Origin of the sequence: Ruminococcus sp. D54t1_190329_F1 (genome assembly GCF_015551645.1) — a bacterium.
GTDB lineage: Bacteria > Bacillota > Clostridia > Lachnospirales > Lachnospiraceae > Blautia_A > Blautia_A faecis.
This window is the reverse complement of record NZ_JADNDC010000017.1, coordinates 30,260-46,196: the sequence shown is the minus strand read 5'-3', so window position 1 is coordinate 46,196 and position 15,937 is coordinate 30,260. Positions and strand designations below refer to the sequence as shown.

Genomic DNA, 15,937 nt, shown 5'->3' with positions numbered 1-15,937 from the left:
AAACAGGAGAATCGAAATGAAGGATACTTATAGAGAGCGGATCAAGGAAGAACAAAAAAAGTTAAGCCCCAGTCAGGTCTTTTTTTCAGAAGGTTACCGGAAACTTTTTCGGGACCTTGCAAATGAAGTGGCAGGGGAAAAACTGGAGCAGCTGCTTTTGTACCAGAGTACAGAAGACGGGCTGGCAGGCTGGAATGATGGGAAACGAATTGGCATCAACATTGACAATCTCATTACAGGCAGTTTTTTAGAACTGGAACAAAAAAGTGACAGCCTGATCGGGATATTAGGACATGAATGCGGTCATGCCAGATTTACGGATTCTGCACTTCGGAAAGTCTATGTGCAGAACATGCTGGCAGGTGTCTGGTATCCGGATGCACCAGAGCCGGAAAACGAGGACGAAGAAAAAGCCCTGGATGAGATGGATACCTGTCTGACCGGGAAAAATCCAGTGGTGGTTCCCCTTCTGACAGAATGTGCGGCTTATATCAGCAACCTTTTAAATGATGTGTACATAGAGGAAAAGATGTGCAGCCTGTTTCCTGGAAGTATCAAAAAAGGAATTCTGATCAACCGGAGACGAAACGTGGAATGGATTCCCCCGTTAAAAGAACTGCTAGAGGGAAATTCAGATCCGGTTTCTGTTTTTTTAAAGGTACTTGTACAGTATGCCCTCCGGGGATATGCCAATTCCTGGAATATGGAAAGCTGTGAGATGCTGGATACCTTAAATGAAGTGAAGCATTTTGTGGATCTGTCGGTGACAGCGGACAGTGACCTTATCCGTTACCAGGCCACCAACCAGATCCTGCTTAAGATGTGGAAGTATTTTCGGAATCTTTTGGAAGAATTGAAGCAGGAATGTCAGGAACCAGAAGAAAACGAGGAAGAACGACCACAGGAAGAAGAACCGCCGGAAGCAGAAATGCCTCAGGAAGAACCATCAGAAAAAGAGCCGCCAGAAGTGGACGAGTCACAGGAGAAACCGTCGCAGAAAGAACCACCTCAGGTAGAACCGGCAGAAGAAAAATCAGCAGAAGAAAAATCAGCAGGGGAAGAAAATTCTACAGAGGAAGATAGAAAAGAGGCATCCCAGGGAGAAGGAAAATCCGTGGGAGAAGATGAAGAGGAAGAAGAATCCCCCACAGAAGAAACGGAATCCAAAGGGGAAGCGGAACCTGTAAAAGAAAGGAATACTTCTGGGGATAACAACCGGGAAGCTTCTAAGCAGACCGGGGATGAGGAGTCTCCAAATGCCTCAGAGGAGGAAAATAAATCAGAAACGGTATCTGAAAAAGCTTCTTCAGAAGAGAAATCTAAGGAAGCTGTAGGCGGTAAAGAAGGTCCAAAAGATTTTTCTTCGGATTCCTCTGATGAGGATCTGCCGACAGATACATCCGGAGATGGTGGGGATGAGGCGAAAACCGGGAAACAAACAGAAGAGCTGACGGAAGAACAACTAAAAAAGCTGGAAGCAGCCATGGGGGAGTATCTAAAAGAACTGACCGAAGATCTTCCCAAATTTATTCAGGAATCGGAAGTGGATGAGACTGCCTTACCGGAACTTGAAAATGCCACTGTGGTCCAGGTTTCGAAAGAGGATAAGGAAGAAAGGGAAGGCGCAGATGAAAAATCCGACCTGATACTGCAAAAAATCCTTTTGGATTTAGTATCAGAAACCGTGGATCAGGATATGGGAGTAGAAGCCCAAAACCGTCTGCAGGAGGAACTGGACGGGATGGAATTTGAAGCAGCCCATAACATGGTAAAAAAAGAGGTTCTGTATAAGAACACCTTCACAGAAACAGAAAAAAGCTGGCTGTCTGCATATGAAGCTTCGGCAAGAAAGGTAGAAAAAAGGCTTCGAACCAGGCTTCTTCCAATCCTGGAAAACCAGAAGGAACGGACGGAACGTCGGATGTATCTTGGAAAAAAGCTGGATATGCGTGCCATTGCGGATCAAGGCGGTGCCGTATATAAGCGGACATTTCCCGGAAAGAAAACAGATGCGGTGGTCTGCGTGTTGGTGGACAATTCTGGCTCCATGATAGGCCATCGTATAGAAGCAGCCAAGGTAGCAGCCCTTACCTTATACGATTTTTGCAGGAAAGCCGGAATCCCCATTCTGGTTTACGGGCACCATACGGATGGTTACGATCATCGTGATCCAAGTGAGGAAACCGTTTATTTTCACAGTTATGCAGAGTTCGAGGAAGACAGAAACGACCGTTTGCGGATCATCACTATGGAAAACGATGGCAGTAACCGGGACGGGGCAGCCCTTCTATTTATGGCAAATAAGCTTTTAAAACGTCCGGAAAAACAAAAGCTGTTGTTCCTTATCAGCGACGGACTGCCAAATGCAACCCGTTATTTTGGAAGCTATGCCACAGCAGATTTAAAAAAGATCAAGGAAAAGCTCGGAAAGAAAGGAATTTTGTTTCAGGCTGCGGCGATTGGCTGGGATAAAGAAGCTATCCGGAAGATTTATGGAAATGCCTATCTTGATATATCAAGCTTAGAGCAGCTTCCCATCCGACTGACAAAGCAGCTGGCAAAATTACTTCGAAGAGTAAACTAAAAGGAGGAGCACGATGCAGCATAAAAAAAGAAAAAAGATTTATTCCGAACAGTTGTTACAGATCCATGAGGATTCAAAAAAGATACATCCGGGAAAGGAAATCTACGCAACCGGGTATGTGATCGAGCTGAAAAAAGATTGTTATTTTGCAGGCTTTCAGGATGGAAAAATTCTGTGCCGCTCATTTGAGTATGCCCGTTATTTTTCTAACACCCACAGTGCGGAACAGTTTGTAAAAGAATATCTTGGATATGCAGGATTAAGATGCAATCTTTGCAAGGTGGCCTGGGGGCTTGCCGTTCATGGATTGGAGCCCGGATGGAAGGAAAATCTGAAGCCCTATAAAAACCAGGGGCAGATCCTTCAGTTCTCGTCTTATCACGATGGTGTAAACTATCAAAAAGAAAACCATCTGGAACAGACGACTTATATTCTGCCTCTTGTGGACAGGGAAAAAGAACTTTATATTGCAGCGTAACTTTTGGGGGGACAAGTCGTCCCCCTCCTTATTTAATAGGAAGAAATAATTTTAAATGGAGGCGATAGCATGACCGTAAGGGAAGCTGGAAAAGGAATCGTAAGAAGCGGAGGTGGAACTTACCGGATTGGATATACCGACCTGTATGAAATGGAACAGGAAACGGAACTAAGTGCATTCGGGATGAAGGATCTGGAAGAACTGTGGAGTTCCTTGTGTCCGGAATTTGAATGCCGAAAAAACAGTATCCGCTATATAGAAAGAGCATGAGAATAAGAAGCCGGGCTTTTGTGCCCGCAGAAATGGAGTGGAAGATATGGGAATGTATCATAAAAATCACCTGGTAGGACCTGGTTTTAAAAGAATGGCAAAACGCCAGACTTCAAAAGGCATGAGAAGGGCAGCGAAAAAAAGCTGTCAGGAACATTTTGAGGACAGTATTACATTGACCAGAAAAAGCCATAACCTGCATGGGATTGATGCATTTAAGTTTAGTTGAAAAAGGAGAGGCAAAGAATGGAATGGAACATCTATAAAGACTGGCTGGATCCCGTCTTGTACCGGCAGATGGTATCCATGATCTATCAGCTGTCCTCAAATGCGGACAAAGAAGCATTTTTAAAACAGGAGAGAGAAAACAGCCTGTTTTATGGAATCTGTGAGCACAGCATGGAGGAAGAATATAATCTTCACTATCCCGGAGAAGTATTAGAGCGTATGAAAGAGCGGAGAACCATGACAAAACCGGTTTACCGGGCTCTTGGGCTTGCGCTTGCAGGGACATCCTGCATTCAGGAGACCTGTATGTTTAATGGTACCCAAAAAAGCGGCTTCTGGAAACAGTTTGGCAAGGTACTTGGAGAAAAGGATTTGTGTTACCTTGCAGTCCGGTGTCTGCTTGCAACAAAAGATCGCAAGCTCTGGGTGGATGCCCTGCACCAGTATCCATATGAAAAAGTGGAGGAAATGATCTTTATCCTTTCCGTTTTTCCAGAGTCGGATACGTTATGGCAGAAATTAAAGGGAAAGATCGCGGCCTGCTTTGGAAGGGAACGCAGGCTGTCTGTTTACGAAGACTGGCATTTTTATGCCTGGATTGCCATGAAATATGAGAAACGGCTGAAAAATGACCGGACCAAAGAAACTGCGGTGTTAAAACAGGTGGTAAAACTTTCCCAGACAAATGCGGCGAATGCAAACGGGGCGTTGGAGGAACAGCTTATAAAAAGTGGATATCAAAAAGAAGAGGTGATTTTTCTAAATGGCATCCTGACAGGAACACGAAGATACCTGGATGCGAACTCATTGACCGCGGAGAAGATTGCAGTAAGGGTATTGAAAACCTTTCTGCCAGGAGAAAAGATGTATCCGGATGTGGTGTATGAGTTATGTGAAACTTTTTTAAGAAAATACGACTGTTTTCCAGTGCGTCTTGGTGGACAGGAAAAAATCCAAAATTGTTTGTATGGAATGAAGGTGGAAAATGTCAGAACCTTCTTAACGTTGTTCCCTTTTCGGAAAAATGGGATGAAAGAGTGGCATTATATTAATTTAAACCAGGAAAAATGGCACTGCCTGGCGGCACAGCTTAAGGAGGAAGAGTTTGAAAAGTGTGTGAATGACACCCTGCGAAATGGGACATTTGAAAAAACAGAGCTGGAATCCTATCTTGCAGCCTATCAAAAGCTGACCGGACGGGAATATGTGGAAATCTTCTGGAAGAAAATGGATTACGATCTTTGTCATGTCTTTCATCTGTTAAGCGAAAATGGGATCCTGGATGCCGTCGGTCTTATGAAACAATTTTTAAAGGGATACCGGGAAATGAGAAACAAAGAACCAGATCCAGATGCTTTTGAAACGGTTCCCTTTATGGGAGAGCCTGATACCAGGGAGAATCCAATCGGGGAGGCAGAAAAAGTATTTGGGGAGAAATGGGATAGCATGTTGTATTACCTGAAAGCAGATATGGAAGATATAAATACCATGACCAGTTTTTCCATGTTAAAGCTCGTCATTACCCAAATTGGAATAGAGGGAATCCCGGGAATTCTGGAACCATGGAGCATGATCCAGAGATCATTTTCTTTGTATTCGTATGGAATTAGTCGTGGAGAATGCGAGATCTGCCGCCCGCTGTTGGAAAGAGGTGTACATCAGGAATTATTTATGTGGATCGAGGAACATCTGTTTTTAACAGATGTTGGAAACTACATCAGCTTTTTGAGGAGCATCCTGTTAAAAGACAGTACAGGACTTTGGATGGAACAAAAGGAAGCTATGCAGATGGCAAAAGAAATCCTTCCCTATCTGGAGGACAGTAGTGGGAAAGAAACGCTGCGAAGAAAATACATGTCAGAGGAAGAACTGCGAAGCCTTGAAATGGAAAAAGAGTGGAAACAGATACAGGAAACAAGGATGCGAAAGCTGGAAGAGGAAAAGAAGATCAAAAAGGAATTTAATCTTCTGCTTCGGAAAAATAAGGGGACAAATCAGCTTTTCGAACAGATCTATGACTTTTATTACTATGGAAGATATGCGGAAAATTCCTTACGTGCCAGGATCATTCTTTCCTATATGCGGGATTATCTGGACAGAAGAGGAAAAATTGTAACCAGCAAAGAGGAAATAAAATATCTGTTGTTGCTGTTTCAGAACCTGTATAAAAATGAACAGATAGCGTTAGAGGGCATCAGGCAGATGATAGATTTGATGGAGGTTGCATAATGATAGAAGTGATAAAAAGACATTTAGCGGAACGAAATATGCTAAAAACGGCGGGCCTGTCTCTTTGTTACCTGGCAAAAAAGGGAGAAGAAAAATGTGTACGGGCAGCAGAAGCCATCATTCAAAATGAAGTTATGGATGTGATCCCGTTCTTGGGGGAACAGGTATGTTTGTACATGATGGAAGATCCGGAAACGATTACCTATCTTGGAATCCTGAAAAAAGAGGGATGTGAGCTGAATGCATACCGGTTCCAGCGGATCCTATTGGATGCAGGGATAGATAAAGTTTCAGATTTTTCCTATGAACAGGTAAAAGCCGTGTATTTTGATCCGCTGGTAACCGATGGAACGGCCTATTCTTATATGAAATATTATGGAGAGCAGAACGTAAGCAAAGAAGAAAAAGAACAGCTGGTAAAAAGTATTGCCATGTGTACGGATGTGCTGGACTTTGAGAATGTAGGGGAAAAAGACCGTATGCTGCTTGTGAATCCGGTATTTTCCTCGGAGTTGCTGCTCGATCTATTGGAAAATGTAAACAACCTTAAAATTCTTCAAGATCAAGATCTGATGGAGCTTGTTAACACGCTTGCCGGGTATGAAGCTGAGATCCGGTCTCTAAATCAGAATCAGTTCGATCAGATGAAGGAAAGACCTGTTGAGATACTGGAAAAGTTAAGGATTGTGACCAGGTACATTGAAAAAGAGAATCTGACGGATGGATTAAACTTATGGCTGTGGAATGAAGCTCTGTATGAGGATCTTTGTAAGCTGGAACGGGCATTTACAGATGGTGCGGATCTGGCAGAGGTATTTTACAGTAAAGTGTCCTATGTGAATACCCTGTACCAGAATCCCTTATCTAAAATTTCTCTGTCCAGTTTAAGTGTAGAAAAATCAGAACTTCTATTATATGCCATCACACAGAAAAAGAAGGCATTCTTAAATCTCATCAATGAGGAACCGGAACTTTTTTATGATCTTCCAAATGCTTCCATGCTGTTAAAGAAAGAGATGTACCAGGAGTATATAAACTTAAATACCCTCAACCGGAAGAATTTAAAAGATAGTGCGGATCTGATTTTATCGAATGACAGATTCGAACTTTTGGCAAAGCGGGAGCATACATTTGAAGAGTTAAAGCTTCTTTGTACTGCAAAAGAGGCGTTGATCCGTTTGTATGAACAGCTGACCTGCAAATGTGATGAAAGACTCATGGTTCTTCGGGAACTGATAAAACGGGAGTGTGTGCCGTATTCCTTTTGGAAAGGACAGATAGAACCACTTGCAGCTGCATTATCCGAAAAGCCGCTATCCAGATGGATCCGGGAGGACTTTCGGAACATTTCGGATTTAAGCTACGGAACGGCACTGTGGCTTCTTGTTTACCGGGAGCAGCTAAAAGGCATGGAAAAAGAGATCACCATGGAACAACAGGCCCTCTATCTGTTAAAAGATCTGGCACTGGTAAAAGAGTGTGATTCGTTAAGTGAATTAAAAGAAAAGCTGATCTTAGGGGATGTTTCCTGGAGGCTGCTAAAAGAAAAACTGTCGTTTTCAGAAGAATTTGTACAAAATAATGCTGCTCGGATTGGCAACTTTCTATTTGTAGGCGGGGCTGAGATCATGGAAACTTTTCTGGAACGGCAGCCATCCAAAATCGAAGAGATCCGGAGACTGGTTACAGCAGAGCTTCTTGGAAAATTTGACGAACTGAAATATCCATCTGGGGATCTCATGCGTGAGATTGATTTTGAGGTATCCGAAGAAGCGGAAAAAGAATGGAAAATAGATCGGACTTTTACCAGCAAAAACTTGGTATTAAAAGAGGAAACCGGTCTTCTTCCAGTCATGCAGATCGGAGAGGTCCCAAGCTATTCCTGCCTCTCCTACCGCTCAGGGTTAAACAGCGATTGCCTGTTATCCTGCTTTGATTCGAATAAAAAGTTTTTCTTTATCCGAAAAAATGGACAGGTGGTATTTCGGGCCATGATACGATTGACAAAGGGATCCTATGTGGGTGACAGAATGCGAAAAAAGATCCAGTTTGCAGATCTGTCAGGAGCTGGGAAACCAAAAGAAGAGGAAGGGGAAGAACTGGTATTGTTCTTGGAGCGTTATTACGAGAAAAACCTGGCGTATGAGGAACAGGATCAGGCAGTATACCTTGCATTTGTGGCTGCAAAAGAAAAAGCCAAAAAGCTGGGAGCCAGGTTGGTTCTTAGCTGTTACTACCAGGATGATGTGAAAACAAAGGAATATATAAAGAGTAACTACTATTTATATATTTCCAAATCCAAAAACGGCAGCCAATACCTGGATAGCCTATACGGGGAAGCGTCAGTATCGGATTCCGGAGACTATAGCAGCAATATCTTTTTGCTGGAAAATAAAGAACAGGAGGTGGCTGCGTGAGCATTCAGGAACTAAGAAAAGAACAGGCAAGAAATTTAAGGTACAAGAAGCCCATTGCAAAAGGTCTGAACTGGCAGGATATTTGGGATGACCTGTATGAAATGTACGAAGGGTGTACCCTTGTGATCTGGTTCATGGATGATGATAAGGAAACTCTTTTAGAGTCTTTAAATGATGATGAATCCGAAGTTGAGGAATATAAAATTGCATTTTCTACCTTAGAAGCAGACTGTGACCAGCTGATGGCAGCTCTTCAGGAAGAGTGGATTCCCGAGTGCTTCAACCTGTTTTTTGTGGCTGCACAAGCCGGGGATTATCTTGGTTATGATATTTTTGAGCGTGATTATTTCGGAATCAACGGAGAAGAGGCCTGGGCGGAGGATGTGGCAAAAGAAAAGCTCATGCGTCTTACCAAAGAGGAACTGATCGCATCAGTACGCCAGTGCTTTAATGTTTATCGCTCCTACGTCGGGCTTCGGTACCGGTATGACAATCTGACTGCAGCCATGAATTTTATAAAGGGAGAGCACACAGACTATCTGGGAATCGTAAAGCGAATTGAAGATTTATATGAAGGAGCTTGTAAGGAAAAGGGAGCTTATGCGAAGGATACAAAAGCCTGGCGTGACTTTGACAGCTTTGCAAAAAAAGTTCCAAATGAAGTGTGAATCGTATAAAAGGAAAAGTGGGGAAGTGTGTATGGCAAAGGCATTATATGATTTATGTAGAAAGGACGGAACGGTGATGGTTTATTCCATCACCGGACCGGAAGTGGCAGCAGCAATCGGCTGTAAGCTGCAGGATGTTTATAATTCTGCGTGTTATGGACAATTGATCCAGCATACCTATTATGCGGAAGTGATTGACCGTCCGCTTAGCAGGCGAAAGGATATTACCCTCTTAACGGAATATGATCGTGTCCGCAAGGAATTTCTAAAGAGACACAAAAACAGAAGAAAATTGTTTGTTGAATAGGAGAAAGTAAGGGGCTGGAAACAGTCCCTTACAATAATACTGAGAATTGTGACGTGAAGTGTGTTGTTGGGAATGGCAACTCTTTTGGAAAATCGATCGGGTATTTTATGCATTGGTTTTGACAAAAAATATATTTTACAGTACTGTGATAGAAAAAGGAGTATTGGAAATGAAGCTACAGGATAGATTGGAACAATATTTAGAATATTGCATTTACAGAAAAGAACTGGACTCAAAAACGGTAAAAGCGTACCGGATCGACTTGAATCAGTTCTTTTCTTTTGTATGCTGTGATGCGCCAGAAAAAGAAACGATTGAGTGGTATATTACGGAGCTGCATAAAAAATATAAGCAGAAAACGGTGAAAAGAAAAATTGCATCGGTAAAAGCCTTTTATAGTTACCTGGAAGAAGAGGAACTGTTAGAACAGAATCCGTTTCGAAAAATAAAAGTTAAATTTAAAGAAACAATAGTTCTGCCTCGGATTATCCCAAGAGATGAGATAGAGCAGCTCTTAAATTATATGTATACTTACCTGAATGGTCTTTCTGGCATTGGATATAAATATGGTTTGCGTGATGTAGCGGTTGTGGAGCTGTTTTTTGCCACTGGAGCCAGAGTATATGAAATATCAAATATTCGAAATGAGAGTATGGATTTGAATTCTGGGCGTATACGAATTATGGGAAAGGGAGGAAAAGAACGGTATATCCAAATCAGCAATAAAACAGTTTTAGAAATTCTGCGGAAATACTATGTAGAAAATGAGAGGGAAATAAAGAAGTGTGGATATTTTTTTGTGAATAATAGAGGAAACAGATACACAGAACAATCTATTCGTTTTATGTTAAAGAAATACACGAAGAATGCTGGGATTGAAACAAAAATTACACCCCACATGTTCCGACATTCCTTTGCTACATATTTGATTGAGGAAGGCGTAGACGTGAGCTGTGTGCAGCAGATTTTGGGGCATTCCTCAATAAAAACAACTCAGATCTATATTCACGTAGCAGCCAAAAAGCAAGCGGATATTTTGCGAGAACGACATCCGAGAAATAATATGAAAATTATGGATGCTGCGTGATATTAATATTTAGAATATTGGAGCAGTAGGCCAGCTGAAAGCAGGTGGCCTTTTTCATGTGCATAAATGTGAAATGCTGGAAATCATGTAATAGCATTTTTCAAAAAATAATTATATAGTATTAAAATATGGAAAATTTGTATGAAATTTGATATAATCTTTATAGATAATTCTTAATTATCTTAATAAATAAGACATTAGGAGGCAGTGAAATGATTTCACAAGAAAATTCGACAGGTAGACCATTGGCAGATGCAAAATGGTTAGAAAATCACCATCGTGCAAAACTACCTGAAAGAACTGCTTTTGCTAAGAAATTAGCAAAATTGAATCCGAAAAATATTGTTGACTTAGGCTGTGCAACTGGTTTATGGCTTGAGCTTTTGAATGATATACTCCCGTCCGATTGTGAATTTATCGGCATAGATAGTGATAAAGAATCTCTAAAATTAGCAACTGAACGAAGCAAATTATGGGACAGAAAAGTTAAATTTCTTCATTTAGATTTGGAAAAGGAAGTTGACAAAATACCTCCCAGTGATATAACTTTAGCCTTTAATATTTTTCCATATATTGACGATCTGGATTCCTTTATAAAGGCGTTATGGAATAGATCTCCACATGGAGTTCTTGCAGTACGGCAGTACGATGGTGCTTCAATTCGTTTTGGTCCAATGGATACAGCTATAAGACAAAAGATGGAGTTGGATTTAAGAATAGCAACTGAAAATAGTCAAAAATTTCACCATTATGATATGGACAGGACATTTTCAGCTTTGCATAAATCCAACTATAATAATTTTGAATATAGTTTCGAATTATTTGAACGAGTGAGTCCGTTTGATGAAAACTTTATTCCCTATTATCAAGGCACGCTCATCTGGACCATTCAGCATTTATCTGAAGTATCTGCAAATAATCTAAAAAAATGGATGGAAGCTGACGCGCTTATGAAAAATCGCTATTTTTATGAAGTTGATTTAGTTGCTCTACTGTCATAATCTTCGACCGCAACACGCCACAGACCTTTGTATTGCGCAGCAAACATATTAAGTATTTCAGTATCTCTAGATAGCAATACAACTGGGTCTTGTGGTATATCTCTAAAATCCCAGTTAAATAAAACTTCTTTAGTACCATCTTTATATGTCAGAATAACAAAACCGATTTGGGGTTCTGATTGTGCAATCAGTTTATATTGGTAATTGCCTTTATGCTTTTCAGATACTTGACTGTCTATTTTTTTGAATCGTTCAAGTGCGGATTTATCTCCAATATCTTTCCAAGTTAGACCTTGATTTACATTTTTGGCAATTTTAGCAAATGATTGTTGATAAGAAGTACCATCATATAAGCGTTCATTCGTTTGAATCTCTTCATCTTCGAAATTAAAAGAAGTATTTTGTACATAATCTAAAACAGGCAATCTATTAATAATATATTCCCAAGCGTATTTTGGGGTTCCCATTTTTGTTACATGTAAATAGTTTTTTACGGTTTCACAAATAAGTTCAGAATCCTCAGATACTTTTTGCACTTCATTGTGAGTAGTTATATTTTGCCCAATAATCAACACAATTATAGAAAGTAAAAATGCTGGCACAGCTGCTAATGATGATTGCGAAGTGTATTTTAATGGATCGATATAATAAGTTATTACAAAAGTTGCAATAGTCAAAACCGAATTAAATATCAACAGAATCAATTGTTTTGTTGATGAATTCATTTTTTTCATATGAGTCCTCTCTCGTATAATTATAGCAGATAATTAAGAATTATCCTGTATTCAGTTCCAAAATATAAAGTATTATGAATTTTGAGGAGAAGTAGACGAAAAAAAGATCAAAAAAGTCAGAAGGTGAATTATAAAAAAACAGCACAAATTTTCATTTCTCCATATAAACTACATAATATTGTCAGGGAAATCCTGGAGCAGCATAATGCCTAGTATGAAATGACGAATACAAAGGAGGGCGTTTTGTTCCAGTTTAAAATAGAAAACGGAACCTGCACTTTATAAAAAGCAGAATTTGATAAATTGTTTTATATCATCAGAAAAATACGGAAATTATAGGATAACCGGTTTGATAAAATGGTGGATAAGCCCCCGATCGTATGGATCTATGGAATGTGCTGTCGGGGCTTTTATAGTTGCGGATGTATATAAGACATCAAGATATAGATTATATACTATTTTATCAGAGATTCAAAAGGTTACTTATAATTACAGGATCTAAGAAGATTACGAAAAAAGTGAATCAATAGGTTAATTAAACACGAAAGAGATTTTCATTTATATGTAAATAATTACTGAAAAAATAATTTAGAAGAGTTATAAATATAATAAATTTTCAAAAAATCTTTTAGAATGATTGACAAATTTATAGATAAATGTTATGATTTCATTAACAAAAGAATAATAATGTGGTCGGCTCCTAAAGAGCCTGTTTAAGACAATCCAGTGGAATTCTGGAACTAAACCTTTGTGTTTACCTGTGTATAGCTTTTCATATCAGAAGTGTTTAAGTCAGACCATACTACACGTTGGCGGAGACTCCTATATTTATGAAAGGAGACTTCGCTTTTGTTATCTAAATGTGATTTTTCATAGCCGGGATTTCATCAATAGGAGAATCTGGTTTGGAGAATAAATAAACAGGGAGGAGGCGGCCATAGGCCGGAGAAAAAGAAACTTTATTAATGGTAACAAAAATATCAAAAAACAATTTATCGTATTTAAGAGAGGAGAGCAAAAAAGTATGATGAACAAAATGTTTAAAAAAGTTTCCGCAGTAGCACTCGCAGCAGCAATGACACTTGGTTCAAGTGTAGCAGCACAGGCAGCAACCGTAAAAATCTATTTTAGAGAGTGGCATCAGAATAGCACCAGCAATTCTTATCTTGGAACTCCAGATACTTCAACATTTGGAAGAGAACCTGTGTTTACAGTAAATAATGTAAAGAAAGGTACAACTTATAAAGCTGTGTTAGATGAAGCCGTTAAAAATTCAGATGATGATTATGTATTAACATGGACTGGTACTGATGGAGACTATTTAAAAACTATTACCATTGGAAATAAACCGTGGGATAATACCGGTAAAAACACTGAACCAGATTATGATGGTGACACAATGATTGGCGCTATCTGGGTAGGCAGTGCTTGGATGTGGTATGAAGGTGATAATATTGATCTTGCAGACACACATTCATACCCAGAGACTACTCTTGGAAAAACTTATGTTCCAGTTGTATCAAATGGAGATGAAAACGAAGTATATTCTTTTGTTTTAAGCTATGATGAAACTAAGTTTGGATGGGGGACAAAAGAATGAGAAAGCGATTTTATTTAGTGACAGCCCTTTCTTTGATCCTGGTTGCTTCTGCACCGCTTAATGCGAGTGCGGAAACTCTAAATGATTCATTTTATAGCGCACAGGAAGTGGACGAGAATGTAGAAATAGAGGATTTTGGAGAAATAGAGGATGAGTTTATATCTGATGATATAACAGAGGGCGATTTGTTTTCTTCGCAGGCAGAAGAGTATTCCACTGGGGAAAGCAATGATTCAGCTGATGATGGTTGGACACAATTAGAAAATGAGTCTAAAATTTCTTTTAAATACGATAGTGAGAGCAAAACCCTTTCATTTAGGGCTTCAGAGCCGGCTGCATTACCTGATAATAATCAAGATGGAAGTTGCAGCGAATGGTATTTAAAAAATAAAGAAGTCAAAAATGCAACAAAAGTTGTAATTGGTGATAATATTACAAGAATTGGAGCTTTCAATTTTGACAATCATTTAAGTGCTTATCCAAATCTTAATACTGTTGAATTATCTGCATCTGTAAAAGAAATTGGAGCATCTGCTTTTAGTAATGTTGCCACATTATTAAGCATTAATCTTGAATCGGTTGAGAATATAGGAAATAGTGCATTTGGACATACTGGTATAGAGAGCGTTACATTTGATAAAAGTTTAGTTTCTATTGGAAATTATGCTTTTTATTATTGTGGAGCTTTAAAACAAGTAAATGCTAAAGGAACTGTTAGTATTGGTGAGTCTTCTTTTGAACAATGTAGGCAGTTAGCTTCTTTTCTATGTGATTCAAGTATTTCAATAACGGGTAGTAGTGCATTTTATTATTGCAGTGCATTGAGCGTGTTTAAATCTACATCTATAGTAGAAATTGGAAAATATGCTTTTGGACGTTGCACAAGTTTAAATGAGCTTGATTTTTCTGAAACACAAAAAATAGGTGATTATGCATTTTCAAGATCTGGTATCACAAAAGCTAACTTTGCAATGTTAAATGAAATTGGAAACAAAGCGTTTTTTAAATGTTCCAGTTTAACATCTATTTGTTATCATGGAAGTAAAACAGAATGGGATACAATTTCGAAAGATGCCAGTTGTCCAGCATCTGCAGTAATTCACTACAAAGCGGATACAGAAGAAGCAAAAGATCCGACTTGTACCGAACCAGGTCGTAAGGGTACTAACGTTTGCGATGTTTGTGGTAAGAGCTATTCCGATAAAGATGATACGGAAAGTGTTATTCCTGCATTAGGTCACAGCTATTCTGATGAGTATACCGTGGATAAACCAGCAACTTGTACAGAGAATGGCGAGAAGAGCAAGCATTGTACACGGGAAGGCTGCGAAGCGAAAGATGATATTCAAAAGATAGAGGCTCTCGGACATGATTATGTGGAAACAACAGTAGCACCTACCTGTACTGAAAAAGGAACTCTTACCAAAACCTGTAGCAGATGTAACGATGTTGTTACAGAAGAGATTCCGGCACTTGGTCATGATTTCGCAAAAGACTACACTGTAGATGTGAAAGCTACCTGCACAACTGACGGTAAGCAGAGCAAGCATTGCTCCAGATGTGATGCGAAAACAGATGAGCAGAAAATTCCAGCTCTTGGACATGATTTTACATCTAAAGTTACCAAGGAAGCTACTTGTACAGTTGATGGCGTGATTACCAAAACCTGCAGCAGATGTGATGCAACTGAAACAGAAGCAATCAAAGCACTTGGACATAAGTTCGGTGATTGGAAAGTAACAGCGGAAGCAACTGTACTTGCACCAGAGCAGCAGGAAAGAATCTGTGAGACCTGCGGAGCAAAAGAGACAAAAGCCGAAGGCACTGCATTAAAAGCAACAGCTACAGTCAATGCAACCACAGTAAAACTGAAAGTAAAACAGTCCACCTCTGGCCTGAAAGTTACAGGTCTTGCGAAAGGTGATTCCGTAAAATCCTGGAAGTCTACTAACACCAAGATCTTTACCGTAAAAGGAAAAGAGAATGGTACCTGCAAGCTCACAGCAAAGAAAGCTGGTACAGCGAAACTTCAGATTACTCTTGCCAGTGGACTGAAAAAGACAGTTACTGTAAAAGTCCAGAAAACAGCAGTAAAAACTACGAAGGTTACTGTGGCTAATACAAAGGTAACTGTTAAGAAGGGCAAAAAAGTGGCTCTGAAACCGGTTGTGAAACCGTTCACTTCCAAGCAGAAAGTTACTTATACAAGTTCCAATAAGAAAGTTGCAACCGTTTCCTCTAAGGGTGTTGTAACCGGAAAGAAAAAAGGAACAGCGAAAATTACTGTAAAATCTGGAAGTAAATCTGTAAAGGTAACTGTAAAAGTTAAATAAG

General features: G+C 39.7%; 13 protein-coding genes. 12 read left to right on the top strand and 1 reads right to left on the bottom strand.

The window, feature by feature from the left end; all coding sequences use genetic code 11:
• The first annotated feature begins 16 nt into the window (after positions 1–16).
• The 10 genes from I2D69_RS09535 (at position 17) to I2D69_RS09490 (ending at position 11,269) form a co-directional block, all read left to right on the top strand.
• Positions 17–2,584 carry a hypothetical protein gene (locus tag I2D69_RS09535; protein WP_195379822.1) on the top strand — a complete coding sequence of 856 codons (2,568 nt, stop codon included), beginning with the start codon at positions 17–19 and terminating at the stop codon, positions 2,582–2,584.
• 13 nt (positions 2,585–2,597) lie between these two features.
• Entirely contained in the window at positions 2,598–3,062 is a 465-nt protein-coding gene (locus I2D69_RS09530; RefSeq protein ID WP_195379821.1) for a hypothetical protein, read from the top strand.
• Positions 3,063–3,131: 69 nt separating this feature from the next.
• Positions 3,132–3,332, top strand: coding sequence for a hypothetical protein (locus tag I2D69_RS09525; RefSeq protein ID WP_195379820.1), 201 nt, complete (start codon positions 3,132–3,134; stop codon positions 3,330–3,332).
• A 46-nt stretch (positions 3,333–3,378) separates the two neighbouring features.
• Positions 3,379–3,561 (top strand): hypothetical protein, encoded by a 183-nt coding sequence (locus I2D69_RS09520; RefSeq protein WP_173718716.1) that lies wholly within the window; start codon positions 3,379–3,381, stop codon positions 3,559–3,561.
• A gap of 17 nt (positions 3,562–3,578) precedes the next feature.
• Positions 3,579–5,789: a hypothetical protein gene (locus I2D69_RS09515; RefSeq protein WP_195379819.1), complete on the top strand. Its 2,211-nt coding sequence runs from the start codon at positions 3,579–3,581 to the stop codon at positions 5,787–5,789.
• Positions 5,789–8,206: a hypothetical protein gene (locus I2D69_RS09510; protein WP_195379818.1), complete on the top strand. Its 2,418-nt coding sequence runs from the start codon at positions 5,789–5,791 to the stop codon at positions 8,204–8,206. The genes I2D69_RS09515 and I2D69_RS09510 overlap by 1 nt, the downstream gene beginning before the upstream one ends.
• On the top strand, positions 8,203–8,874 hold the full coding sequence (locus I2D69_RS09505) for a hypothetical protein (RefSeq protein WP_195379817.1): 672 nt from the start codon (positions 8,203–8,205) through the stop codon (positions 8,872–8,874). The genes I2D69_RS09510 and I2D69_RS09505 overlap by 4 nt, the downstream gene beginning before the upstream one ends.
• A 31-nt stretch (positions 8,875–8,905) precedes the next feature.
• Positions 8,906–9,181, top strand: coding sequence for a hypothetical protein (locus I2D69_RS09500; protein WP_195379816.1), 276 nt, complete (start codon positions 8,906–8,908; stop codon positions 9,179–9,181).
• Positions 9,182–9,350: 169 nt separating this feature from the next.
• A complete protein-coding gene (locus I2D69_RS09495; RefSeq protein WP_195379815.1) occupies positions 9,351–10,268 on the top strand; it encodes a tyrosine-type recombinase/integrase in 918 nt (305 codons plus the stop codon).
• A gap of 212 nt (positions 10,269–10,480) precedes the next feature.
• Positions 10,481–11,269 carry a class I SAM-dependent methyltransferase gene (locus I2D69_RS09490; RefSeq protein ID WP_118580645.1) on the top strand — a complete coding sequence of 263 codons (789 nt, stop codon included), beginning with the start codon at positions 10,481–10,483 and terminating at the stop codon, positions 11,267–11,269.
• On the opposite strand, the gene I2D69_RS09485 is transcribed toward I2D69_RS09490, so the two are convergent.
• Positions 11,236–12,003 carry a hypothetical protein gene (locus tag I2D69_RS09485; RefSeq protein WP_118580642.1) on the bottom strand — a complete coding sequence of 256 codons (768 nt, stop codon included), beginning with the start codon at positions 12,001–12,003 and terminating at the stop codon, positions 11,236–11,238. The two genes, I2D69_RS09490 and I2D69_RS09485, sit on opposite strands and share 34 nt — an antisense overlap.
• A 1,024-nt stretch (positions 12,004–13,027) precedes the next feature.
• Here I2D69_RS09485 and I2D69_RS09480 point away from each other — a divergent pair.
• The gene (locus tag I2D69_RS09480; RefSeq protein ID WP_195379814.1) at positions 13,028–13,603 is read left to right on the top strand and encodes a hypothetical protein; all 576 of its coding nucleotides are present in this window, start codon (positions 13,028–13,030) and stop codon (positions 13,601–13,603) included.
• Positions 13,600–15,936, top strand: a complete 2,337-nt coding sequence (locus I2D69_RS09475; RefSeq protein ID WP_195379813.1) for a leucine-rich repeat protein — start codon at positions 13,600–13,602, stop codon at positions 15,934–15,936. Before I2D69_RS09480 ends, I2D69_RS09475 begins: the two co-directional genes overlap by 4 nt.
• Position 15,937: the final 1 nt, after the last annotated feature.

Bases quoted from the DNA above. Each gene is read 5' to 3' on its own strand.
- I2D69_RS09535 (WP_195379822.1), top strand. From the start codon at position 17: ATGAAGGATACTTATAGAGAGCGGATCAAGGAAGAACAAAAAAAGTTA.
- I2D69_RS09530 (WP_195379821.1), top strand. From the start codon at position 2,598: ATGCAGCATAAAAAAAGAAAAAAGATTTATTCCGAACAGTTGTTACAG.
- I2D69_RS09525 (WP_195379820.1), top strand. From the start codon at position 3,132: ATGACCGTAAGGGAAGCTGGAAAAGGAATCGTAAGAAGCGGAGGTGGA.
- I2D69_RS09520 (WP_173718716.1), top strand. From the start codon at position 3,379: ATGGGAATGTATCATAAAAATCACCTGGTAGGACCTGGTTTTAAAAGA.
- I2D69_RS09515 (WP_195379819.1), top strand. From the start codon at position 3,579: ATGGAATGGAACATCTATAAAGACTGGCTGGATCCCGTCTTGTACCGG.
- I2D69_RS09510 (WP_195379818.1), top strand. From the start codon at position 5,789: ATGATAGAAGTGATAAAAAGACATTTAGCGGAACGAAATATGCTAAAA.
- I2D69_RS09500 (WP_195379816.1), top strand. From the start codon at position 8,906: ATGGCAAAGGCATTATATGATTTATGTAGAAAGGACGGAACGGTGATG.
- I2D69_RS09495 (WP_195379815.1), top strand. From the start codon at position 9,351: ATGAAGCTACAGGATAGATTGGAACAATATTTAGAATATTGCATTTAC.
- I2D69_RS09490 (WP_118580645.1), top strand. From the start codon at position 10,481: ATGATTTCACAAGAAAATTCGACAGGTAGACCATTGGCAGATGCAAAA.
- I2D69_RS09485 (WP_118580642.1), bottom strand. From the start codon at position 12,003: ATGAAAAAAATGAATTCATCAACAAAACAATTGATTCTGTTGATATTT.
- I2D69_RS09480 (WP_195379814.1), top strand. From the start codon at position 13,028: ATGATGAACAAAATGTTTAAAAAAGTTTCCGCAGTAGCACTCGCAGCA.
- I2D69_RS09475 (WP_195379813.1), top strand. From the start codon at position 13,600: ATGAGAAAGCGATTTTATTTAGTGACAGCCCTTTCTTTGATCCTGGTT.